The sequence below is a fragment of the Variovorax guangxiensis genome (genome assembly GCF_003952165.1).
GTDB classification, from domain to species: domain Bacteria; phylum Pseudomonadota; class Gammaproteobacteria; order Burkholderiales; family Burkholderiaceae_C; genus Variovorax; species Variovorax guangxiensis.
On the sequence record NZ_RXFT01000003.1, the window covers coordinates 52,343 to 73,981 of the forward strand.

Consider the following 21,639-nt stretch of genomic DNA (forward strand, 5'->3'; position numbering starts at 1 on the left):
GCTCAGATGAACATCCTTCATCCTAGCTTGACGAGATATCGCTTGTCTTCATCTTCAGCCCGATTGACCATTCGCTCCGTCCCGAGAGGCGCGCCACCTACGGCCGCTGCGGACCCCTTACTCAGAACTCAGGAGATCGAAGACATGCTGCTCAAGGACAAGGTCGCGCTGATCACCGGCGGTGCCGGCATCAACGGACTGGGCTTCGCCACTGCGCGAGAAATGGCCGCGCAGGGCGCGCGCGTGGTCATCATGGACCTCGAACGGGCGGAACCGCAGGCGGCTGCAGCTCGCCTGGGCGAAGGCCACCTCGGTGTGGTCGGCGACGTGACCGACAAGAACGCCTGCATCGCAGCGGCAGCCGCAACGGTCGCGGCCTTCGGGCGCATCGATGTCCTCATCAACAATGCCGGCATCACCCAGCCGGTGAAGACCCTGGACATCACGGGGGCCGACTATGACCGGATCCTGGACGTCAGCCTGCGCGGCACGCTCTACATGTCGCAGGCAGTGCTGCCCGCCATGCGCGGCGCACAGGGCGGTTCGATCGTCTGCATCTCGTCCGTGTCGGCGCAGCGCGGCGGCGGCATCTTCGGGGGGCCGCACTACTCGGCCGCTAAGGCGGGCGTGCTCGGCCTGGCGCGTGCGATGGCGCGTGAGTTCGGCGTCGAAGGCATCCGCGTCAACTGCATCACCCCCGGCTTGATCGAGACCGACATCACGCAGGGCAAGCTGAGCCCGGACCGCAAGAAGGAAATCGAGGACACCATTCCCTTGGCCCGTCTGGGCCAGGCCAAGGACGTAGCCGGCGCCTGCGTCTTCCTGGCCAGCGACCTGGCCGCCTACTGCACGGGCATCACCCTCGATGTGAACGGCGGCATGCTGATTCACTGACTGACACCTCACTCCATCAACAAAATCCAGGAGACATCGCATGAACCGCCAACATTTCATCCGCAGCGTGCTTGCCACCTCCCTCGGCCTGCTCTGCGCTGCGGGCGCCGCCGCACAGACAGTCAAGCTCACGCTCGGCCACGGCGCCGCGATCGGCAATCCGCGGCATGAAGCGGCCGTGAAGTTCGCCGAGGTCGTCAAGGCCAGGTCGGGCGGCCGCATCGAGGTGCAGGTCGCACCTTCCGGCCAATTGGGCGACGACGCTGCCATGGTCACCGCACTGCGCACCGGTGCTCTCGACATCAGCGCGAACTCGCAGGGTGCGGTGGCCAATGCGGTGCCCGAGTACGCCGCTTACGGCATGCCCTTCCTGTTCGCCAGCCCGGCGGCTGCCTTCAAGGTGCTCGACGGCCCGCTCGGCAAGGAGCTGGCCGACCGTTCGGCCGAAAAAGGCATGGTGCTGCTGGGTACCTGGGACAACGGCATCCGGCAGATGACCAACAGCAAGCGCCCGATCAACGGCCCCGAGGACCTCAAGGGCCTGAAGATGCGCGTGCCGCCGGATGCGACCCTGGTCGACATCATGAAGGCGCTCGGCGCCGAGGCTCAGCAGATCAAGTTCGCCGAGCTGTACGTGGCCCTGCAGCAGGGAGTGGTCGATGGGCAGGAGAACCCGCTCGTGAATTTCCACGCCAGCAAGCTCTACGAAGTGCAGAAGCACCTGGCCATGACGAATCACCAGTTCCAGATGACGCCATTCCTGATGAGCAAGCGCAGCTGGGACAAGCTGTCGGAAGCAGACCGCAGGATCGTGCTGGAGGCCTCGACCGAAGCCACCGCGCTGCAGCGCAAGCTGTCGCAGGACGCCGACGAGAAGCTGCTGGCCGACCTCAAGGCCAAGGGCGTACAGGTGACCACCCCTGCGCCGGCACCCTTTGCCAAGGCCACGGCGGAAGTCGTCACCAAGTGGGCAAGCGGCCCCATCGGTGCCTACGTCAAGAAGGTCGTTGCGGCCGCCCAGGCGCTCTGACCGATAGCCACGCCAAGGAGATCCCCATGGTCCACGCCCCTAACGGCTGGATCGATGGCGTCATCGCCGGCATCTGCCGCGCGGTGCTCTGGCTGTCGACCTCCGTCATCTTCCTGATCCTCGTGGTCAACACGGTGCTGCGCTATGCCACCGGCTCCAGCCTGGAGTGGGCCAACGAGGTGCCCGAGCTGCTGTTTCCCTGGCTCGTCATGGCCGGCGTCGTCATCGCCGCGCAGCAGGGCGCGCACATCGCCACCACGTTCTTGATGGACGCGCTGCCTGCTGGCGCACGCCGTGTGGTTGCCACGTTCGCCTGGCTCGTCGTGGCGGCGATGTACGGCACGCTGTCGGTCGCCACCTTCCGCATGCTGGAAATCGTGCACGACGAGAAGTCGCCGATCCTGCAAGTGCCGGGCTCGGTCACCTATGGCTGCGTGATGGGGGGCATGGCCCTGCTCGCGGCGCTGGCCCTGCAATCGGGCGTCAAGACGTGGCGCAGCACGCCGCTGCCGCCTTCAGCCGACGCGGAGCCGGTCGTCCCGGCCGCCCACTGGTAAAGCGCAACACGACAAGGACCCGACATGAGTGCCCTGATTCTTCTCGTGTTCATGGTGGCCGCCGTGGCGGCCATGCCCATCGCTCATGCGCTGCTCGTGGCAGCCATGGCCGCGGCGGCCAGTTCGGACAAGGTGCCTCTCGACCTGCTGGTGCAGCAGATGGTCGCGCAGGTGCAGAGCTTCCCACTGATCGCCATCCCTTTCTTCATGCTCACCGGCAGCCTCATGATGGGCGGCAAGCTGGGCGAAGCGCTGGTCGGCGTGCTGTCCACGCTGCTGGGGCGCTTCCACGGCGGCCCCGCCCAGGTCGGCGTTCTGTCCTCCACGCTGTTCGGCGGCGTGTCGGGCTCGGCGGTGGCGGATGCCTCGGCCATCGGCTCGCTCATGATCCCCTGGCACAAGCGCCTGGGGTACCCCGCGGCCTTCTCGGCGGCCACGCTGGCGGCGGCCGCCACCATCGACATCCTGATCCCGCCGTCGATCCCGATGATCCTCTTCGCGTTGACAGCCAACGCGTCGATCGCCGACCTGTTCGTCGCCGGCGTGCTGCCCGGCCTGCTGATGTGCGGCGGCTTCATGTTCATGTGCTGGTGGGTGGGCCGGCGCCGCAACTTCCCGCGCGAGACCGCGCCCTTCGACGGCATCGCATTCCGCAGGCATCTGGCTTACGCCTCGCCCGCGGTGCTGTTGCCCGTGCTCATCATCATCTTCCTGCGCTTCGGCATCGCGACGCCGACCGAGGTGGCCGTTCTGTCGACCCTGTATGCGGGCGTCGTGTCGGCGGTGATCTATCGCGACCTGGGCTGGAAGCGCCTGAACGACGCGGTGGTGCACGCAGGCTTGGCAACCGGCGTGGTGCTGCTGGTGATCATGGCCTCCGCCGCCATCGGCTGGCTGCTCACCTTCGACCAGATGCCCCAGGGCATCGCGCAGTGGGTGCAGCAGAACGTGCATGCGAAGGTGCTCGTGATCCTGCTGATGAACCTGCTCATGCTCTTCCTCGGCATGTTCATCGACCTGCCTGCGGCCATCCTGCTGCTGACGCCGGTGTTCGTTCCGCTGGCGAATTCCATCGGCATGGACATGACCCAGCTCGGGATCATGATGGTCGTCAACCTCGCCATCGGCCTGTACACGCCGCCGGTGGGCACCACGCTGTTCATCACCAGCGCGCTGGCCAAGGTCAAGGTCGGGCAGACCGTGCGCGAACTGGGCCCGTTCTACCTCGTCGCCTTTGGCGTCCTGGCCCTCGTGTCGTATTTCCCGTCCTTCATCCTGAAGTGACCCAGATCCCCCATCCCCCGTGTCTTCTAGGAGAAATTCATGACCGATTCCGCGGCGTTGCCTTCAACGGCCACGCAAGCGCTGGCACAGGCTGCCTGGCGCATCCGCCGTTACGCCCTGCGCATGGGCGAAGTGCAGGGACAGGGCTACATCGGCCAGGCCCTGGGCTGGGCCGACGTGCTGGCCGTGGCTTACCGCCACGCCCTCACCCTGCGTCCCCGCGAGCCCGAATGGGAAGGCCGCGACCGCTTCCTGCTCTCGCATGGTCACTACGCGATTGCCCACTATGCGGCGCTCATCGAGGCCGGCGTGATCGACGAGAGCGAACTCGAGACCTACGGTGGCGACGACAGCCGCCTGCCCATGTCCGGCATGGCCGCGTACACGCCCGGCATGGAGATCTCCGGCGGCTCGCTGGGCCAGGGACTGGTCATTGCCGTCGGCATGGCGCTGGGCCTCAAGCAGAAGAAGAATCCGGCCTTCGTCTACAACTCGATGTCCGACGGCGAGCTCGACGAAGGGTCGACCTGGGAGGCCGCCATGGCCGCCGCTCATCACCGGCTGGACAACCTGGTCTGCCTGGTCGACATCAACAATCAGCAGGCCGACGGCCCTTCGAGCAAGGTACTGGGCTTCGAACCCCTGGCCGACAAATGGGCGGCGTTCGGCTGGCACGTCCAGCGTGTGGACGGCAACGACCTGCCGGCCGTGCTGAGCGCCTTCGACACAGCCCGCGGCCTGCGCGAGGCCAAGCCGCGCGTGATCCTGTTCGACACGCTGATGGGCAAGGGCGTGCCTTTTCTGGAGCAGCGCGAAAAGAACCACTTCATCCGCGTCGACCCGCCCGAATGGCAGCAGGCGCTGGCCATCCTCGACGCGAGCCGCCCCGAACCATCCACCGAAGGAGCCCTGGCATGAGCCAAGCCATCGCAGAGAAAGCAAAGCCCCGGCTGACGACGTCGGCCATGATCGCCTCCATCGCCTCCGAAGGCCAGCGTGTCAAGGCGGCCCCCTTCGGCAAGGCCCTGGTGGAGTACGCCGCCGATCGGCCCGAGGTCGTGGGCCTGACGGCCGACCTCGCCAAATACACGGACCTGCATCTTTTCGCCCAGGCCTATCCCGAGCGCTTCTTCCAGATGGGCATGGCCGAGCAACTGCTCATGGGAGCCGCCGGCGGACTGGCCAAGGAGGGGCTCGTGCCCTTCGCGACCACCTATGCCGTCTTCGGCACCCGGCGCGCCTACGACTTCATCCACCAGGTGATCGCCGAGGAAAACCTCAACGTCAAGATCTGCTGCGCGCTGCCGGGCCTCACCACCGGCTACGGGCCCAGCCACCAGGCCACCGAAGACATCGCCATGATGCGCGGCGTGCCCGGCCTGACCATCGTGGATCCGTGCGACGCCCTGGACATCGAGCAGGCCGTGCCGCAGATCGCACAGCACCCCGGGCCGGTCTACATGCGCCTGCTGCGCGGCCAGGTGCCGCTGGTTCTGGACGAGATCGAGGGCTACCGCTTCGAGCTCGGCAAGGCCAGGATGCTGCGCGAGGGCGCAGACGTGCTGGTCATCTCCAGCGGCATCCTCACCATGCGTGCGCTGGAAGTGGCGCAGGACCTGGCCGCCGACCGCGTCGGTGTGGCCGTGCTGCACTGCCCGACCATCAAGCCCCTCGATGAAGCCGCCATCGTCGCCGCCGTCGGCGCGGCGCCGCGTCTCGTGGTCGTCGCCGAGAACCATTCGGTGGTCGGTGGCCTCGGCGAGGCGGTGGCGTCGGCGCTGCTGCGTCACCGTGTGCAGCCCGCCCGCTTCGAACTCGCCGGCCTGCCCGACGCCTTCCTCGATGCGGGTGCGTTGCCAACCCTGCACGATCGCTACGGCATCAGCCGGGAAGTACTGGGGCGGCGCATCCGCGGCTGGCTGGGCTGAGGGGCGTTCGAACGGCTTCGGGCCCGCGCTTTGGCGCCATCGGTGCGGCGCCGGTCGTTTTCACCGAGTGACTACGCAGACCGCGTCATTTCTCGAGGAGCGGTCAGCGCCAGCTGCGTTGAACGCCCTTCCACCAGCCACCCCCAGCCTCACTCCACCGTCACACTCTTCGCAAGATTGCGCGGCTTGTCCACGTCGGTCCCCCGCGCGCAGGCCGTGTGATACGCCAGCAGCTGCAGCGGCACCACGTGCAGGATCGGCGAGAGCGCGCCGTAGTGCTCGGGCATGCGGATCACGTGCAGGCCTTCGCCGCTCCTGATCTTCGTGTCGCCGTCGGCCAGCACATAGAGCACGCCGCCGCGGGCGCGCACTTCCTGCAGGTTGCTCTTGAGCTTCTCGAGCAGCGCGTCGTTGGGGGCCACGGCCACCACGGGCATCTCGCTGGTCACCAGCGCGAGCGGGCCGTGCTTGAGTTCGCCGGCGGCGTAGGCCTCGGCGTGGATGTAGGTCACTTCCTTGAGCTTGAGCGCGCCTTCCAGCGCGATCGGGTAGTGCAGTCCGCGGCCGAGGAAGAGCGCGTTGTCCTTGCGCGCGAAGTCTTCGGCCCAGCCGATGATCTGCGGCTCCAGCGCGAGCACCGACTGCAGCGCGACGGGCAGGTGGCGCATTTCCTTCAGGTAGCGCGCCTCCTCGGCATCGCTCAGCCGGCCCTTGGCCTGCGCGATGGCCAGCGTGAGCAGGAAGAGCCCCGCCAGTTGCGTGGTGAAGGCCTTGGTCGAGGCCACGCCGATCTCCACGCCGGCACGCGTGATGTACGCCAGCTTGCACTCGCGCACCATCGCGCTGGTGGCGACGTTGCAGATGGTCAGCGTCTGCTCCATGCCCAGCGAGCGAGCGTGCTTGAGCGCGGCCAGCGTGTCGGCCGTTTCGCCCGACTGGCTGATGGTGACGACCAGCGTCTTCGGGTCGGGCACGGATTCGCGATAGCGGTACTCGCTCGCGATCTCGACCTGCGTGGAGATCTTCGCGATGCCCTCCAGCCAGTACTTGGCGGTGCAGCCGCTGTAGTAGCTGGTGCCGCAGGCGAGGATCAGGATCTTGTCGATGTCCTGGAACACGCGGTGCGCGCTCGCTCCGGTGGCACCGTCTTGGCCGATGCCGTCGAACAGCTCGGGCACGATGCCTTCCACGCCCTCGAGCGTGTCGCCGATGGCGCGCGGCTGCTCGAAGATTTCCTTCTGCATGTAGTGGCGGTACGGGCCCAGTTCGGCCGCGCCGCTGTGGGCGAGCACGGTGCGCACCTGGCGAGTGACGGGCTTGTGGTTCCTGTCGACGATCCAGTACTTGCCGGGCTGCAGGTCGACCACGTCGCCCTCTTCCAGGTAGACGATCTGGTCGGTCACGCCGGCAAGGGCCATCGCGTCGCTGGCCAGGAAGTTCTCGGCGCCGTCCTTGCCCGCGCCCAGGATCAGCGGCGAACCCGCGCGCGCGCCGACCACGCGCTGCGGCTCGTCGCGGCAGATCACGGCGATGGCGTAGGCGCCGTGCAGCTGCAGCACGGCGGCCTTCACGGCCTCGAACAGGTCGCCGTCGTAGAGGCTGTCGACGAGGTGGGCGATGACCTCGGTGTCGGTCTGGCTCTCGAAGGCGTAGCCCTTGGCCTCGAGCGCGGCGCGCAGGCTCTCGTGGTTTTCGATGATGCCGTTGTGCACCAGCGCGATGCGGCCCGGCCGCGCGGCCTGCGCGTCGGCGCCCGGGCCGTGGCTGAAGTGCGGATGCGCGTTGTGCACCGCCGGCGCGCCGTGCGTGGCCCAGCGGGTGTGGGCGATGCCGGTGAGGCCCTCGACCTTGTCGTCGCGCACCTGCGCCACGAGGTCGGCCACGCGCGAGGTGGTGCGCGCCCGCGTCAGGCCGCCGGCATGCACCGCGACGCCACAGGAGTCATAGCCGCGGTACTCGAGCCGCTGGAGGCCCTGCACGAGGACCGGAACGATGTTGCGATGGGACGCTGCCCCGACGATGCCGCACATGGTGAGCTGCCTTTGAATGGAGAAGAGGTTCGATGGTAGGAAGGCATGGAAGAAATATGCATTCAAAATTCAATTGATTTCGTACTTTTATTTCTCCATTTCGGATGATTGGAGTTTTATTCCATAATTTCATTGAATATGGAATCAATTTCCCTCGATTCAACCGACCTCCGCCTGCTCGACGCCCTGCAGCGCGACGCCTCCCAGACCAACCAGCGCCTGGCCGCCGACGTGGGCATCTCACCGCCCACCTGCCTGCGCCGCGTGCAGCGGCTGCGCGACGTCGGCCTCATCGAGCGCCAGGTGGCGCTGCTGTCGCCCGACCGGCTCGCCGCGGTGCTGGGCCACGGCCTGCAGGCGGTGATCGAGATCTCGCTCGACCGGCAGGACGCCGCCTCGCTCGACGCCTTCGAGACGCGCGTGATCGCCGACGACGCGGTCCAGCAGTGCTGGCGCGTGTCGCCCGGTCCGGACTTCATCCTGGTGGTGGCGTCGCGCGACATGCCGGACTACGGCGCGCTCACGCAGCGCCTGTTCACGGCCGATGCGAACGTGCGCAACGTCAAGGCCTTCTTCAGCCTGAAGCGCGCGAAGTTCGAGCCCCGGATGCCGCTGGCATCGGGGGCCTGAAGGCCGTCGTCAGGCCTTCGGCTTCTTCTGGGGACGCTTCCAGTTCGGGAAGCTCACCGCCTTGCTGCGCGCCACGGTGAGCGCGCCCGGCTCGGTCGACTTGTTGATGGTCGAGCCGCCGCCGATGGTGCCGCCCGCGCCGATGGTGATGGGCGCCACCAGCACGCAGTTGCTGCCCACGTGCACGTCGTCGCCGATCACGGTGCGGTGCTTGTTGGCGCCGTCGTAGTTGGCGGTGATGCTGCCCGCGCCGTAGTTCACGCGCTCGCCCACGGTGGCGTCGCCCAGGTAGGCCAGGTGGTTGGCCTTGGCGCCGGCGGCCAGCGTGGAGTTCTTCACTTCGACGAAGTTGCCGATGTGCACCTCGGCGCCCAGCTGCGCGCCGGGCCGCAGGCGCGCGAAGGGGCCGATCAGCGCACCCGCGCCGACGGTGACGCCGGACTTCTCGCCCTCGATGTGGGTGAAGGGATGGATCACCGCGCCGGCCTCGATGCGCGCATTGGCGATCACGCAGTTCGCGCCGATGCGCACGCCCTCGCCCAGCGACACCGCGCCCTCGAAGACGCAGTTGACGTCGATCTCCACGTCGCCCGCGCATTCGAGCGTGCCGCGCAGGTCGAAGCGCGCCGGGTCGGCCAGGCGCACGCCCTGCTCCATCAGCGCGTTCGCCTGGCGCAGCTGCCATGCGCGCTCCAGCGCCGCGAGCTGTGCGGGGCTGTTGATGCCGGCCACCTGCAGCGCGTCGGTGGTGATGTGCGCGACCACGGGCACGCCGTCGGCGGCCGCGAGCTTCACGACGTCGGTCAGGTAGTACTCGCCCTGGGCATTGCGGTTGTCCAGCCGGCCGAGCCAGCCCTTGAGCAGGCGCGCGGGCACGGCCATCACGCCGCTGTAGATCTCGCGCACCGCGCGCTGGGCCTCGGTGGCGTCCTTGTGCTCGACCACGGCCTGCGCCTCGCCCTGAAGCCCGCCGCTGCCGGCCGCGCGGATGACCCGGCCATAGCCCGTGGGGTCGTCGAACTCGATGGTCAGCAGCGCCAGCTTGCCGCCGGCACTGGCCGCGACGAGGGCACGCAGGGTTTCTTCGCCGATGAGAGGCACGTCGCCCGAGAGCACCACCACCGTGCCGTCGTCCGCCAGCAGCGGCGCGGCCTGCTGCACCGCGTGGCCGGTGCCCAGCTGCGGCTCCTGGCGCGCGAAGCGCAGGCTGGCATCGCCGATGCCGCCGGCCATCGAGGCCTCGACCTGGTCGGCGCCGTGGCCGGTGACCACCACCACGTCGCGCGCCCCGATGCGCGCGGCGGTGCCCGCCACGTGCGCCAGCAGGGCGCGGCCGCCCAGCCGGTGCAGCACCTTCGGCAGCCTGCTCTTCATGCGGGTACCCTTGCCGGCGGCCATGATGACGACGTCGATCGGTCCGTGGTCGCTGTTCTGTTGCGGAGGCTGATTCATGCGTTTCTCTTCCAGGATTCGTTGCGCGACTTGCTCGGCAATGAGCCGAATTATCGGCGCGCTGCTCGTGGCCACCACCCTGGGCGCCTGCAGCGCCATCCAGCTGGCCTACAACAACCTGCCCACGGTGAGCTACTGGTGGCTCGACGGCTACCTCGATTTCGACGGTGCCCAGACCCCGAAGGTGCGCGACGAGCTCGCCCGGCTGCTGGCCTGGCACCGGCAGAACGAGCTGCCGCGCATCGCATCGCTGCTCAAGGAGGCCGAGACGATGGCCCCGGGCGAGGTGACGCCCGAACAGGTCTGTGCCATGTCCGACCGCATCCGCGAACGCCTGCTGGCCGTGACCGAGCGCGCCGAGCCCGCCGGCACCGAGCTGGCTCTGAGCCTGAGCGAGGCCCAGCTGCAGCAGCTGGAGCGCAAGTACGCCAAGAACAACGCCGAATACCGCAAGGACTGGCTCGACCGCACGCCCGCGCAGGTGCACGAGAAGCGCTACGACCAGTTCCTGGAGCGCACCGAGGACTTCTACGGCCGCCTGAGCGCCGAGCAGCGCGAGCTGCTGAAGCAGCAGGTCGCGCAGTCGGTGTTCGACCCGAAGCTCGCGGACGCCGAGCGCCGCAAGCGCCAACAGGAAGCGCTCAGGCTGCTGCGTAGCTTCGCCGCCGGCAAGCCTTCGCCCGCCGAGGCGCGCGCCGCGCTGCACGACTACATCCAGCGCATCGCCGAGCCGCCGCCCGGCCCCTGGCGCGACCAGCAGCGGGCCCTGCTGCAGGAGGGCTGCCGCAACACCGCGGCCATGCACAACGGCACCAGCGCCAGCCAGCGCGCGCAGGCGGTGCGCCGGCTGCAGGCCTACCAGGACGATCTGCGCCAGCTGGTGGCGGCGCGCTGAAGACGCCGGCTCCGGAGGGCGGAGCTCACAACAGCGGTGTCGGCCGTATCGGCCGCTCGAAGTAGTCGCCCAGCGCTTCGAGCGCATGCGGCTCCATGATGCGCAGCCAGCCGGCGTCGATCTTGTACAGCCCCAGGCGCTGCAGCCGCCGCAGCGTCTTGTTGGTGTGCACCAGCGAAAGCCCCAGCGCGTCGGCGATGTGCTGCTGGTTGAACGGAAACTCGACCCAGCCGTCGCGCTCCATGCCTACGCGCTGCGCCCGGCGGTACAGGTGCATCAGCAGCATCGCCACCCGTTCGCCGGCATTGCGCCGGCCGGCGGTGACGAGGTTGTCGTCGACCATCTTCTCTTCGCGCGCGGCCAGCCAGGTGATGTCGTAGCCGAGCTTGGGCTGGGCATGGAACAGCTCCCACAGCCGGTCACGCGAGAAGGCGCACAGCGTGACGTCGGAGACCGCCTCGACGCCGTGGGTCTGGCCGTCGGCGAACTCGTCCTGCAGGCCCAGGAAATCGCCGGGAAGCAGAAAGCTCAGGATCTGCCGCCGGCCGTCGCTCAGCGTCTTGTAGCGGAAAGCCCACCCCGCATAGAGGGTGAACAGCTGCGCGCTGCGCCGGTGCTCCTCGATGATCGCGCCGCCGGCCTCCACGCGGCGGGCGCCCACGCGGAAGGACTGGATGGTCTTCAATTCCTCCTGCGAGCACGGCAGGAAGGCGTCCAGGCGGCGCAACGCGCATCGGTCGCACGAATTCGCGCCGACGGGCGGGGCGGCGGCAGCTGGGTAGTCCTCGAATTTCACACCGCACTATAGGCGCCCGGCCTGTGTCTTTTGACATGCCCAGGGCTTCCCCCGGCCACCTACACTCTGCGCGCCCCTCCGACTCCGAACGCATGACCGACGAAGCAACGCTCCCACTTCACGAAATCTTCTACTGCAGCATGCTCACGCATAGCCTGCCCCCGCAGACCGTGGGCCAGATCGTTTCCCGGGCCCGCACCCAGAACGCGCTGCACGGCATCACGGGCCTCCTGGTGTTCGACGGAATGCGCTTCTGCCAGCACCTGGAGGGCCCGGCCGATGCCGTCAGCGCGCTGATGCAGCGGATCGAGAAGGATCCGCGCCATGTGGACGTCAGGGTGGTCCACCGGGCCCCGCTGGAGGTTCGCCGCTACAGCGGCTTCGGCATGGGGCTGGCGGAATGCGAGGGCCCCGACCTGATGGCGGGCGTGCATGCGCTGACCGGGGAAGCGGCGCTGAGGCACTTCCTGGCGCTGGTGCCCAGCTTCGACATCAACGGCTGAGCGGCCGCCAAAAAAGGAAAAGGCGGCCGAAGCCGCCTTTTCAAGCACCTGGAGGACTGGAACGATCAGGCGTTGTCCCAGCTGTAGGTGGCGCCATAGCCATCCCACGCCTCCATCACGATGCGCTGGCCCGCGGCCACCATCAGCGACTCGCCGGGGGCGAGCACCAGGTCTTCGCTGGGGTTGGCGAGCGTGGCGTCGGGCGTGATCCACACGCGGCCCTGCTTCACGCGCAGGACGCTCGCCGCCCGCGCCTTCAGGCTCATCGCCTCGCCGGGAGCGATCTGCCATGCGCCGCGGCGCACTGCCGGCGGGACGGTGGCGGCGCGAGCCGGGACGGTGAGGGACGAGAGCGATTCGGTGGTGCAGACGGCGGTGGACATGGTGTAACTCCTTGGGGCTTTGCCGAGGCGCTTGACAGAAAGAGGCAATTGCGCAGTTCGGGAATGAATGATCGTTTCTGCGGCGTTGGCGGTCCAATGAAAACGAGTTAGCCTACTGATGCTGGTTTCGCATCAATTGACTGGCCGCGAGACGACCCGGATTCACACCCATGCAACATTCCCAGACCCATCTGCGCTCCCGCCCGATCTCTGCCGGGCACCTGCGCGCCTTCGAGGCGGTGGCCCGCCACCTGAATTTCCGGGCGGCCGCCGAGGAAATGGCGCTGACCCAGTCGGCCGTGAGCCGCCAGATCCAGTCGCTGGAAGAGGAAGTGGGCGTGGCGCTGTTCCTGCGCCACACGCGCGCGGTGGAGCTCACCAGCGCCGGCGCCCTGCTGCTGCTGGCGGTGCAGCAGTCGCTGCCGCGCATCGACACGGCCGTGCGCCAGATCCGCCAGAGCGCGGGGCGCCAGAGCGTGTCGCTGACCACCTTCGCCTCGTTCGCCTCGATGTGGCTGATCCCGCGGCTGGAGGCCTTCCAGCGCGACAACCCCGAGATCGACATCCGCATCGACGCCAGCGACGTGGCGGTCGACCTCGACGTGGCCGACGTGGACATCGCCCTGCGCTACGGCCCGCGCGATTCCATGCCCTCCGGCGCCGTGCGCCTGTTCGGCGAAACGCTCACGCCCGTGGCCAGCCCCTGGCTGCTGAAGAGCAGCCCGCCCATCAAGACGCCGGAAGACATGACCCGGTTCACGCTCATCGAGGCCGGCGACGCCCACCGCACGCACCTGGAATGGCTGACCTGGCGCCGCTGGTTCGAGGTGAACGGGCTGGAGCGCGCCCAGCCCAAGCGCTGGCTCTATTTCAACTACGCCTACCAGATGGTGCAGGCCGCCCTCACCGGCCAGGGCGTGACGCTGGCGCGCAGCTCGCTGATCGCCGAGAGCCTGGCCAACGGGGATCTGGTCGAGGTGCTGCCGCAGCACCGCATGGATTCGCCGATGTCCTACTGGATGATCGCCGGCCCGCGCAGCATGCAGCGCCCCGAGATCAAGGCCTTCTGCGACTGGCTGCAGCTGCAGGCCGTGACCACGCGCGAAACCATCGGCGAGGTGCCCGACCCGGACACCGTCGACGACATCGACTGACGGACGACCGAGTTACCGGGTAGCTCAGCTCGTGGGCCAGACCACGCCGTTGTCGTTGAGGATGGCGTCCAGCGGCAGGTCGTGCGCCTCGGGCTCGAAGTCCGGGACGAAGCCGTTGGTGAAGCCCAGCCCCACCGTGAATGGCCGGGGTTCCAGCGCGGCCAGCGTGCGGTCGTAGAAGCCGCCGCCGTAGCCCAGCCGGTAGCCGCCGGCGCTGTAGCCCACGCAGGGCACGAACAGCAGCGTGGGCACGATCAGCTCGGTGTCCTTGGGCTTGGGGATGCCGTAGGCGTCCTCTTCCATCTGGCAGCCCGGATACCAGGCGTGGAAGGTCAGGGTCTTGTGAACTTTGTCGATCACCGGCAGTCCGATGCGGCGGCGCTGCGGCTCTTCCATCAGCTCGCCGTCTTCCTTCCAGCGGTGCAGTGCGGGCAGCGGATCGAACTCGCCCTTGATCGGCCAGTAGGCACCGATCACCGTGTCGGGCCGGCCCACGAGCCAGATCCGCATCACGCGCTGCAGCAAGTCGGCGCGCGTCAACCGGTCGGGCATCGCAAGGCGTTGCTCGATGAGTGCCTTTCTCAACTGTTCCTTAAGAAAACTCGCCGTTGCCGAGGTGTCGGCACCCTTTGACTTGTCCATAATCCCCCGATGCAGTTCCCAAGCATTTTGGCATCCAAGCGCAGCCATCCGCGCAATGCGGCTCCCGCGCTGGTTTTTTCCGCGGTCATCGCCTTCGCCGCACTGCTCTCGCAGCAGCCCGCCGCGGCCCAGAGCAACACCAACGACGACGTCCTGATCCAGATGAAGCAGGCCTTCCAGCGCGGCGACAAGGCCCGGCTGACTGCCCTGCTGCCGCAGGCCCGCGGCCATGCGCTCGAGCCCTGGGCCGCCTACTGGGAACTGAAGGCCCGTCTGCAGGAAGCCGCACCCAACGAAGTGCAGGACTTCTACGCCCGCTACCCCGGCACCTACCAGGAAGACCGCCTGCGCAACGACTGGCTGCTGCTGACCGGCCAGCGCCGCGACTGGGACAACTTCTCCGCCTCGCTCGACGGCTTCCGCATGGGCGATGACGCGCAGGTGCGCTGCTACGCGATCCTGGTCGACACGCTGCGCAGCGGCACCGCCACGCAGGCGCAGGCCGACGAGGTGCGCCGCAACTGGTTCGCGCAGAAAGACCTGGACGACGGCTGCCTCACCGCCGCCGACCGCATGACCGCAGCCCGGCTGCTGTCGACCAACGACGTCTGGAAGAAGGCCCGCCTGGCCATGGAGGCCAACCGCCCGCAGGCCGCGCGCGCCGTCGTCGCCATCGCCGCGCCCGACGCGCTGCCGCTCTTCGAGGAACTCAACGCGAGTTCGGCCAAGTTCCTGACCGGCCGCGCCTTCGTGGCCGCCAAGTCGCGCAAGGAGCTGGTGGTGCTCGCGCTCATCAAGGTCGCCATGGCCGACCCCGAGCTGGCCGCCTCGCAACTCGACAGCAAGTGGGGCCCGATGCTCTCGGCCGAGGAGCGCAACTGGCTCTGGGGCACCATCGGCCGCGCCGCCGCCATCAAGCTGTGGCCGCAGGCCGGCAGCTATTTCGCCAACGTCACCAGGAACGGCGACCTCTCCGACGACATGCTCGGCTGGCGCGTGCGCGCCGCGCTGCGCGCCGGCCAGTGGAAGGAGGTGGTGCCCGCCATCAACGCGATGAGCGAGACCGCCCAGCTCGACCCCACCTGGGTCTACTGGAAGGCGCGCGGCCTGGCCAGTGCCGGCGGCGACGAACGCCGCGCCCAGGCCCGCGAGCTCTACCAGAGCATCGCCGGCTCGCGCGGCTTCTACGAGATGCTGGCGCTGGAGGAACTGGGCCAGCGCACCGTGGTGCCCACGCGCCCCGCCCCGCTCACCCCCGAAGAGAAGGCAGCCGCGCGCAGCAACCCCGCGCTGGCGCGCGGCCTCTACGCCATCGCCATCGGCCTGCGCCCCGAGGGCACGCGCGAGTGGAACTACGCCACCAACCTGCACGACAAGGGCGGCATGGACGACCGCGCGCTGCTGGCCGCGGCCGATTTCGCCTGCCAGCGCGAGGTGTGGGACCGCTGCATCAACACCAGCGAGCGCACCAAGGGCGTGGTCGACGTGGAGCAGCGCTTCCCGATGCCCTTCCACGACACGGTGCTGCGCAAGAGCCAGGACATCGGCCTCGATCCGGCCTACGTCTACGGCCTGATCCGCCAGGAAAGCCGCTTCATCATGGACGCGCGCTCCGGCGTCGGCGCCTCGGGCCTGATGCAGGTCATGCCCGCCACCGCGCGCTGGACGGCCCGCAAGATCGGCATGACCGACTTCTCGCCCGGCCAGATCAACGACCGCGAGACCAACATCACCATCGGCACCAACTACCTGAAGCTCGCGCTCGACGACTTCGACGGCTCGATGGCGCTGGCGGCGGCCGCCTACAACGCCGGCCCCGGCCGGCCGCGCAGCTGGCGCAACGGGCCGGTACTCGACGCCGCCATCTGGGCCGAGAACGTGCCCTTCAACGAGACGCGCGACTACGTGAAGAAGGTGCTGGCCAACACCACCAACTACGCCGCCATCATCAGCGGCCGGCCGCAGTCGCTGAAGGAGCGCCTGGGCCGCGTCGGCCCGCGCGACGCCTCCGAGCCCGAGCCGAACAAGGACCTGCCCTGAGCCCGGCGGCCTGAAATGAGCTGGCGCGACGAGGTCCTCGATACCCTCGCGTCCGAGTTCTCGGACGTGGGCGATGTCGCGCAGCTCACGCGCATCGTGCTGCGCCTGACGCTGGCGGGCGCGCTGGGCTTCGTGCTCGGCTTCGAGCGCGAGCAGCAGGGCAAGGCGGCCGGCGTGCGCACCCACATGCTGGTGGCCATCGGTTCCGCGATGTTCGTGCTGATCCCGCAGCAGACCGGCATCGTGCCGGCCGACATGAGCCGCGTGATCCAGGGGCTTGTGGCCGGCGTAGGCTTCCTGTGCGCCGGCACCATCCTCAAGCAGGGCAGGGACGAGAGCCACGTGCAGGGCCTGACCACCGCCGCGGGCCTGTGGATGACCGCCGCCATCGGCATGGCCTGCGGGCTCGGCCGCGAGCTGACGGCCGTGCTCAGCGCGCTGCTGGCGCTCGCCGTGCTGGCACTGGTGCCTCGCCTGGTGGACCTGATCGAGCGCGTGTCGGGGCCCAGGAAGCAGGACGAGAGCGGCAAGGACGGCGGCCGGCACTGAACGCGCGCAGCTGCATCAATTCGCGCCGCGTTCGGCATCAATCGCCGTCGGGCGCGCGGCTAGCATCGAAGGCTTTGTTTCACCCCCACAACGGACCGGAGATCCCTCATGCGCAAGCTCTATGTCGGCAACAAGAATTACTCGTCGTGGTCCATGCGGCCCTGGGTACTGATGAAGCAGGCCGGCATCGAATTCGAGGAAGTCGCGGTGCGCTTCGACTCCTTCGAGGCCGATTCGCAGTTCAAGCACACCATCGGCGCGCTGAACCCGGTGGCCAAGGTGCCGGTGCTGGTGGAAGACGGCGGCCTCGTCATCTGGGACACGCTAGCCATCGCCGAATACCTCGCCGAGACCTTTCCCGAGAAGCATCTCTGGCCCCAGGCCAAGGCCGACCGCGCACGCGCGCGCAGCGTCTGCGCCGAGATGCATTCCGGCTTCGGCGGACTGCGCAACCATTGCGGCATGAACCTCGAAGCCTCGCTGCCCGAAGTGGGCGCGCGGCTGATGAAGGAAGTGCCCGAAGTCGCCAGCGACCTCGCGCGCATCGTGCAGATGTGGAGCGGCCTGCTCGACACCCACGGCGGCCCGATGCTGTTCGGCCGCGAGTTCGGCATCGCCGACGCCTACTTCGCGCCGGTGGGCACGCGCATCAGGACCTATGGCCTGCCGGTGCCGACGCACATCACGGCCTACATCGAGCGCGTGCAGGCGTTGCCGGGCGTGAAGGCCTGGATCGACGCAGGCCTGGCGGAGAAGGATTTCCTGCAGTTCGAAGAGCCCTACCGCACGGGGCGATAGGGCTTCAAACGCTGCAAGGGCGAGCCCGGTTCAGAACCGGTAGGTTGCCGCCACGTAGGTGACGATCGGGTTCAGCTTCAGGCTGGCTTCGCTGGTGGCAACCGGCAGGCCGTAGATCGAGGTCGTCGTCAGCTTGGCCTTGGTCTTCAGCGGGATGTAGGAGACCGAGAAGGAGATGCCCCAGTGCTTGTCGAACTGGTAGGCCGCGCCCACGTTGATCACCGGTGCGAACTTGCTGTCCAGCTTGGCCGTGGTGTTGACCGCGAAGGGCGATTGGTGGAACTGCGAGGCCAGCGCGCTCTGCAGGTTCGGGGTCAGCTTGACGTCGCTGTACCAGACATAGGTGGCGCCCAGGCCCACGAACGGACGGAAGGCGTCGTTGCCTTCGTTGAAGAAATACTTGCCCAGGATCGTCGGGCTCCACTGGCGGGCCTCGCCGAGCTGGCCCACGCGCCCGAGGGTGCCGGTGCCGTTGAGCTTGAACTTGGGCGGCACGCCGAACACGCCTTCCACCGCCCAGTGGCTGTCGATGAAGTAGGTGGCGTTGAGGCCCAGGGTGTCGGAATCGCTCACGCTGGCGCCGGAACCGGCCAGCACGCTCTGCACGGGCGAGGTCACGGTCAGCGGCTTGCTCGAATCCTGCGGTGACAGATGGAACCACCCTGCGCCGACGACCCAGTCGCCGGCCTGTTGCGCCATGGCGCCGCCGGACGCCAGGGCGCCCAGAGCTGCCAGTGCAATCATTCTTTTCTTCATGATGTGAATCCTTTTGGTTGAATATCCCTCTGCGGATGCGGGCGTCGGCTGTGACCGCCGCTGAAGATCGCCCGAATGACGAACGATTGCCCGGTCTGCATCGCGAATTATCGAACGACCGTTCTATTTCTGACAGGGGGGAGTATCCCTAAACTGCGGCCATGAAGATCTTTCTCGTCGGTGGCGCACTGCGCGACCGCCTGCTGCAGCGCCCGGTGTCCGACCACGACTGGCTGGTGGTGGGCGCCACGCCGCAGGAGATGGTCAAGCGCGGCTACCTGCCCGTGGGGCGCGACTTCCCGGTGTTCCTGCACCCCGACACGCGCGAGGAATACGCGCTCGCCCGCACCGAGCGCAAGAGCGCGCCGGGCTACCGCGGCTTCACCGTGCATGCCGCGCCCGACGTCACGCTCGAACAGGACCTGGCCCGCCGCGACCTGACCGTCAACGCCATCGCGCTGCCCGCCGAACTGGTGAGCGCCGATGGCCGCTTCGACCCCACGCCGGAAACGCTGGCCGACCCCTTCCATGGCCAGCGCGACCTGCGCGACAAGGTGCTGCGCCACGTGACCGACGCCTTCCGCGAAGACCCGGTGCGCATCCTGCGCGTGGCGCGCTTCGCCGCTCGCTTCGACGACTTCGGCGTCGCCCCCGAAACCATGGCGCTGATGCGAGAGATGGTCGCGGCCGGCGAGGCCGATGCGCTGGTGGCCGAGCGCGTGTGGCAGGAGCTCTCGCGCGGCCTGATGGAAACGCGCCCCTCGCGCATGTTCGAGGTGCTGCGCGAATGCGGCGCGCTGGCCGTGCTGCTGCCGGAGATCGATGCCGGCGCGTGGACGATGCGGGCGATCGACACCGCCGCCCGGCTGAAGACATCGCTGGCCGTGCGCTTCGCCTGCCTGGCCGGCGGCTTCGGCGGCAGCAAGGGCAGCGTGGCCTCGCTGCAGGCGGTGTGCGAGCGCTGGCGCGTCCCGGTGGAAATCCGCGAGCTGGCGGAGGTGGTGGCGCGCGAGCATTCGCACATCGACGAGAGCGGCGCGCTCGACGCCGCCGGGCTGGTCCGCCTGCTGGAGCGCTGCGACGCCTTCCGCAAGCCCGCGCGCTTCGCCGAGGCCCTGCTGGCCTGCGAGTGCGCGGCGCGCAGCCGTGCGGGCAGTGGCGTCGACGAAAGCGATGCGCCCTGGCCGCAGCGCCAGCAGCTGCTCGCGGTGCTGGCGACGGCGTCGGCCGTAGCCACCGACGTGGTGGCCAGAGCCGCCCAGCAGTCCGGCGCCACGGGCCCGAAGATCGGCGAAGCCATCCACCGGGCCCGCGTCGAAGCCGTCGCGGCGTCGCCGGGCCAGGCCTGAGGTCGACCGGAGCCGGCCCTCCGGGGCATGACTTACGACACTTCCGTGCGCGAACCCGGCCGATAGCATCGGCCGTGTGAATGCCACCGCGCCGAAGCCGTCACATGAATCCGCCGATTTCCCGCGCCTGCCCGGGCCGGACGAACTGGGCCTGCGCGTGCTGCGCGAGCACGTGGCCTCGGTTTACGCGGCCTACAACGCGTCGGTGTTCGTGCACTTCGGCCTGGGCGCGGCGCTGGGCGCGGCCATGTACCTGCACCAGCTGCGCGCCTGGGTCCTGGTGTGGATGGCGGTGCATCTCTCGCTGGGCGTCTTCCTCTTCCTGATGCCGCGCTGGCACCCCGATGTGCCGCTGGCCGACACCAGGCGCTGGGCGCGCCGGCATTCGCGCACCGTCACCGTGGTGGGCGCGGCCATGGCCAGCGCGCCGCTGCTCTTCATCTCGCCCGGCGACCTGCCGGTGACCTCGGTCATCACGGTGGTCATCATCGGCAGCTGCGCGCGGGCCATGCAGCTGCTGTGGCCGCTCAAGCCCGCGCTGTACGGCTACACGCTGCCGATGATGCTGAGCCTGATCGTCGCGCTGGCCTGGCAGGGCGACGCGATGCATTTCTTCCTCGCGCTCTTCAGCCTGGGCTACCTGCTCTTCACGCTGCGCGTGGGCGGGCAACAGCACAAGCTGCTGACCGACTCGCTGGTGCTGCGCTTCGAGAACGAGGCGCTGGCCGGCCAGCTCGGCACGCAGATCGCCGCGGCCGAGCGCGCGAGCGCCGAGAAGACGCGCTTCCTGGCCACCGCGAGCCACGACCTGCGCCAGCCGCTGCATGCCATCGCCCTCTTCGGCGCCGCGCTGGAGAACGAGCTGCGCGAGCACCACGGCGGGCGCAACGCGCAGCAGCTGATGCGCGCGGTGAATGCGCTGGGCAGTTCGCTGGACACCATGCTCGACGTGTCGCGCCTCGACGCGGGCGTGGTCACGCCGGCCATCGCGCCCGTCTCGCTCGATGCGCTCTTCCGCTCGCTCAACCACATGTTCGCGGCGCGGGCCGAGCAGCGCCAGCTGCAGCTGCGCGTGCGCGCCAGCGGCCTGTGGGTGCACAGCGATGCTCAGTTGCTCTACCGAATGCTCTCCAACCTCGTCGACAACGCGCTGAAGTACACGACGCGCGGCGGCGTCGCCGTGCGGGCCCGCGCGCGCGGCGGCGTGGTGTGGATCGAGGTGTTCGACACCGGCATCGGCATCGCTCCCGAGCAGCAGGAGCGCGTGTTCGAGGAGTACTACCAGGTGCACAACCCGGGCCGCGACCGCGCGCAGGGGCTGGGCATCGGCCTGTCGATCGTGCAGCGCCTCTCGCGGCTGCTGCAGCACCCGGTGCGGCTGAAGTCGCAGACGGGCCGCGGCAGCCGCTTCCGGCTGGAGCTCCCGGCCGCCGAGGCGGTGGCGATGCCCGACGCCGGGCTGGCCGCGCCCGTGCGCACCACGGGGGTGCGAGGCGATCACGCGGCGCCGGCGGTGCACGGCCGCATCCTGCTGATCGACGACGAGGCCGAGATCCGCGAAGCCATGACCGGCCTCTTCCGGGCCCACGGCCTCGCGCTCGACGCCGTCTCCAGCGAGGCCGAGGCCGCCGAATTGCTGGGCCGGCCCGACGCGCACGAGCGGCCCTTCTCTCTTCTCATGTGCGACTACCGCCTCTGCGACGGCGAGAACGGCCTCGACGCGGGCATGCGCCTGCAGCGCCGCTTCGGGCTGCAGGCGCCGCTGCTGCTGGTGACGGGCGAGACCTCGCCCGACCGGCTTCAGCGCGTGCGCGCCTCGGGCATCCCGGTGCTGTTCAAGCCGGTGAACCCGGCGACGCTGCTGCGCGCGCTGGCCGAACTGGCGCCGGGGCCTCTCGCGCACTGACCGGCCCCCGCGCCGGGGCGGATCCAGGCACATTGGGCTTTGGCCGACATGCGCGGCGCGCGA

21 protein-coding genes are annotated in these 21,639 nt (G+C 68.8%); 15 read left to right on the forward strand and 6 right to left on the reverse strand.

The annotated features are described in order from the left end of the window. Window positions 1-144 precede the first annotated feature (144 nt). The 6 genes from EJP67_RS08685 to EJP67_RS08710 are packed head-to-tail and all read left to right on the forward strand — an operon-like array spanning window position 145 to window position 5,693. On the forward strand, window positions 145-894 hold the full coding sequence (locus EJP67_RS08685) for an SDR family NAD(P)-dependent oxidoreductase (protein ID WP_126021321.1): 750 nt from the start codon (window positions 145-147) through the stop codon (window positions 892-894). Between the two features lie 40 nt (window positions 895-934). Then, window positions 935-1,924, forward strand: a complete 990-nt coding sequence (locus tag EJP67_RS08690) for a TRAP transporter substrate-binding protein (protein WP_126021322.1) — start codon at window positions 935-937, stop codon at window positions 1,922-1,924. Between the two features lie 26 nt (window positions 1,925-1,950). Further along, window positions 1,951-2,481 (forward strand): TRAP transporter small permease, encoded by a 531-nt coding sequence (locus tag EJP67_RS08695; protein ID WP_126021323.1) that lies wholly within the window; start codon window positions 1,951-1,953, stop codon window positions 2,479-2,481. Between the two features lie 24 nt (window positions 2,482-2,505). Then, a complete protein-coding gene (locus EJP67_RS08700; protein ID WP_126021324.1) occupies window positions 2,506-3,765 on the forward strand; it encodes a TRAP transporter large permease in 1,260 nt (419 codons plus the stop codon). Between the two features lie 39 nt (window positions 3,766-3,804). Continuing rightward, on the forward strand, window positions 3,805-4,683 hold the full coding sequence (locus EJP67_RS08705; protein ID WP_126021325.1) for a transketolase: 879 nt from the start codon (window positions 3,805-3,807) through the stop codon (window positions 4,681-4,683). Next, window positions 4,680-5,693, forward strand: a complete 1,014-nt coding sequence (locus EJP67_RS08710; RefSeq protein WP_126021326.1) for a transketolase family protein — start codon at window positions 4,680-4,682, stop codon at window positions 5,691-5,693. Before EJP67_RS08705 ends, EJP67_RS08710 begins: the two co-directional genes overlap by 4 nt. A 149-nt stretch (window positions 5,694-5,842) precedes the next feature. Here the strand turns inward: EJP67_RS08710 and glmS are convergent, their stop codons facing one another. Then, window positions 5,843-7,723, reverse strand: coding sequence for a glutamine--fructose-6-phosphate transaminase (isomerizing) (gene glmS / locus EJP67_RS08715; RefSeq protein WP_126021327.1), 1,881 nt, complete (start codon window positions 7,721-7,723; stop codon window positions 5,843-5,845). Between the two features lie 138 nt (window positions 7,724-7,861). Here glmS and EJP67_RS08720 point away from each other — a divergent pair, with 138 nt between their 5' ends. Further along, window positions 7,862-8,353: an Lrp/AsnC family transcriptional regulator gene (locus tag EJP67_RS08720; RefSeq protein WP_126021328.1), complete on the forward strand. Its 492-nt coding sequence runs from the start codon at window positions 7,862-7,864 to the stop codon at window positions 8,351-8,353. Window positions 8,354-8,362: 9 nt separating this feature from the next. On the opposite strand, the gene glmU is transcribed toward EJP67_RS08720, so the two are convergent. After that, on the reverse strand, window positions 8,363-9,805 hold the full coding sequence (gene glmU, locus EJP67_RS08725; protein ID WP_126021329.1) for a bifunctional UDP-N-acetylglucosamine diphosphorylase/glucosamine-1-phosphate N-acetyltransferase GlmU: 1,443 nt from the start codon (window positions 9,803-9,805) through the stop codon (window positions 8,363-8,365). A gap of 40 nt (window positions 9,806-9,845) precedes the next feature. On the opposite strand from glmU, the gene EJP67_RS08730 reads away from it, so the two are divergent. Continuing rightward, entirely contained in the window at window positions 9,846-10,700 is an 855-nt protein-coding gene (locus EJP67_RS08730; protein ID WP_126021330.1) for a DUF6279 family lipoprotein, read from the forward strand. Window positions 10,701-10,725: 25 nt separating this feature from the next. Here the strand turns inward: EJP67_RS08730 and EJP67_RS08735 are convergent, their stop codons facing one another. Beyond that, a complete protein-coding gene (locus EJP67_RS08735) occupies window positions 10,726-11,427 on the reverse strand; it encodes a Crp/Fnr family transcriptional regulator (RefSeq protein ID WP_420824261.1) in 702 nt (233 codons plus the stop codon). Window positions 11,428-11,588: 161 nt separating this feature from the next. Between EJP67_RS08735 and EJP67_RS08740 the strand changes: the two genes are divergently transcribed. After that, window positions 11,589-11,999 (forward strand): BLUF domain-containing protein, encoded by a 411-nt coding sequence (locus tag EJP67_RS08740; protein ID WP_126021331.1) that lies wholly within the window; start codon window positions 11,589-11,591, stop codon window positions 11,997-11,999. 65 nt (window positions 12,000-12,064) lie between these two features. Here the strand turns inward: EJP67_RS08740 and EJP67_RS08745 are convergent, their stop codons facing one another. Continuing rightward, a complete protein-coding gene (locus tag EJP67_RS08745) occupies window positions 12,065-12,382 on the reverse strand; it encodes a DUF2917 domain-containing protein (RefSeq protein ID WP_126021332.1) in 318 nt (105 codons plus the stop codon). Between the two features lie 170 nt (window positions 12,383-12,552). Here EJP67_RS08745 and EJP67_RS08750 point away from each other — a divergent pair, with 170 nt between their 5' ends. Beyond that, window positions 12,553-13,536, forward strand: coding sequence for a LysR substrate-binding domain-containing protein (locus EJP67_RS08750; protein WP_126021333.1), 984 nt, complete (start codon window positions 12,553-12,555; stop codon window positions 13,534-13,536). 24 nt (window positions 13,537-13,560) lie between these two features. Here EJP67_RS08750 and EJP67_RS08755 read toward each other — a convergent pair whose 3' ends face one another. Beyond that, entirely contained in the window at window positions 13,561-14,178 is a 618-nt protein-coding gene (locus tag EJP67_RS08755; protein ID WP_126021334.1) for a 5-formyltetrahydrofolate cyclo-ligase, read from the reverse strand. A 9-nt stretch (window positions 14,179-14,187) separates the two neighbouring features. On the opposite strand from EJP67_RS08755, the gene EJP67_RS08760 reads away from it, so the two are divergent. The 3 genes from EJP67_RS08760 to EJP67_RS08770 all read left to right on the forward strand — a co-directional run bounded on the left by EJP67_RS08760 (window position 14,188) and on the right by EJP67_RS08770 (window position 17,565). Further along, the gene (locus tag EJP67_RS08760) at window positions 14,188-16,218 is read left to right on the forward strand and encodes a lytic transglycosylase domain-containing protein (RefSeq protein WP_126021335.1); all 2,031 of its coding nucleotides are present in this window, start codon (window positions 14,188-14,190) and stop codon (window positions 16,216-16,218) included. 15 nt (window positions 16,219-16,233) lie between these two features. Continuing rightward, entirely contained in the window at window positions 16,234-16,767 is a 534-nt protein-coding gene (locus tag EJP67_RS08765; RefSeq protein WP_126021336.1) for an MgtC/SapB family protein, read from the forward strand. A gap of 108 nt (window positions 16,768-16,875) precedes the next feature. Continuing rightward, on the forward strand, window positions 16,876-17,565 hold the full coding sequence (locus tag EJP67_RS08770; RefSeq protein ID WP_126021337.1) for a glutathione S-transferase family protein: 690 nt from the start codon (window positions 16,876-16,878) through the stop codon (window positions 17,563-17,565). A gap of 30 nt (window positions 17,566-17,595) precedes the next feature. Here EJP67_RS08770 and EJP67_RS08775 read toward each other — a convergent pair whose 3' ends face one another. Further along, window positions 17,596-18,321, reverse strand: a complete 726-nt coding sequence (locus EJP67_RS08775) for an OmpW/AlkL family protein (protein ID WP_126021338.1) — start codon at window positions 18,319-18,321, stop codon at window positions 17,596-17,598. A 161-nt stretch (window positions 18,322-18,482) separates the two neighbouring features. Here EJP67_RS08775 and EJP67_RS08780 point away from each other — a divergent pair, with 161 nt between their 5' ends. Further along, on the forward strand, window positions 18,483-19,670 hold the full coding sequence (locus EJP67_RS08780; protein ID WP_126021339.1) for a multifunctional CCA addition/repair protein: 1,188 nt from the start codon (window positions 18,483-18,485) through the stop codon (window positions 19,668-19,670). Window positions 19,671-19,746: 76 nt separating this feature from the next. Continuing rightward, complete coding sequence (locus tag EJP67_RS08785) at window positions 19,747-21,576, forward strand: ATP-binding response regulator (RefSeq protein ID WP_126021340.1); 1,830 nt, start codon at window positions 19,747-19,749, stop codon at window positions 21,574-21,576. The last annotated feature ends 63 nt before the right edge of the window (window positions 21,577-21,639 follow it).

Coding starts and splice junctions, on each gene's coding strand:
- EJP67_RS08685 (WP_126021321.1), top strand. CDS start 145: ATGCTGCTCAAGGACAAGGTCGCGCTGATCACCGGCGGTGCCGGCATC.
- EJP67_RS08690 (WP_126021322.1), top strand. CDS start 935: ATGAACCGCCAACATTTCATCCGCAGCGTGCTTGCCACCTCCCTCGGC.
- EJP67_RS08695 (WP_126021323.1), top strand. CDS start 1,951: ATGGTCCACGCCCCTAACGGCTGGATCGATGGCGTCATCGCCGGCATC.
- EJP67_RS08700 (WP_126021324.1), top strand. CDS start 2,506: ATGAGTGCCCTGATTCTTCTCGTGTTCATGGTGGCCGCCGTGGCGGCC.
- EJP67_RS08705 (WP_126021325.1), top strand. CDS start 3,805: ATGACCGATTCCGCGGCGTTGCCTTCAACGGCCACGCAAGCGCTGGCA.
- EJP67_RS08710 (WP_126021326.1), top strand. CDS start 4,680: ATGAGCCAAGCCATCGCAGAGAAAGCAAAGCCCCGGCTGACGACGTCG.
- glmS (WP_126021327.1), bottom strand. CDS start 7,723: ATGTGCGGCATCGTCGGGGCAGCGTCCCATCGCAACATCGTTCCGGTC.
- EJP67_RS08720 (WP_126021328.1), top strand. CDS start 7,862: ATGGAATCAATTTCCCTCGATTCAACCGACCTCCGCCTGCTCGACGCC.
- glmU (WP_126021329.1), bottom strand. CDS start 9,805: ATGAATCAGCCTCCGCAACAGAACAGCGACCACGGACCGATCGACGTC.
- EJP67_RS08730 (WP_126021330.1), top strand. CDS start 9,846: ATGAGCCGAATTATCGGCGCGCTGCTCGTGGCCACCACCCTGGGCGCC.
- EJP67_RS08740 (WP_126021331.1), top strand. CDS start 11,589: ATGACCGACGAAGCAACGCTCCCACTTCACGAAATCTTCTACTGCAGC.
- EJP67_RS08745 (WP_126021332.1), bottom strand. CDS start 12,382: ATGTCCACCGCCGTCTGCACCACCGAATCGCTCTCGTCCCTCACCGTC.
- EJP67_RS08750 (WP_126021333.1), top strand. CDS start 12,553: ATGCAACATTCCCAGACCCATCTGCGCTCCCGCCCGATCTCTGCCGGG.
- EJP67_RS08755 (WP_126021334.1), bottom strand. CDS start 14,178: ATGGACAAGTCAAAGGGTGCCGACACCTCGGCAACGGCGAGTTTTCTT.
- EJP67_RS08760 (WP_126021335.1), top strand. CDS start 14,188: ATGCAGTTCCCAAGCATTTTGGCATCCAAGCGCAGCCATCCGCGCAAT.
- EJP67_RS08765 (WP_126021336.1), top strand. CDS start 16,234: ATGAGCTGGCGCGACGAGGTCCTCGATACCCTCGCGTCCGAGTTCTCG.
- EJP67_RS08770 (WP_126021337.1), top strand. CDS start 16,876: ATGCGCAAGCTCTATGTCGGCAACAAGAATTACTCGTCGTGGTCCATG.
- EJP67_RS08775 (WP_126021338.1), bottom strand. CDS start 18,321: ATGAAGAAAAGAATGATTGCACTGGCAGCTCTGGGCGCCCTGGCGTCC.
- EJP67_RS08780 (WP_126021339.1), top strand. CDS start 18,483: ATGAAGATCTTTCTCGTCGGTGGCGCACTGCGCGACCGCCTGCTGCAG.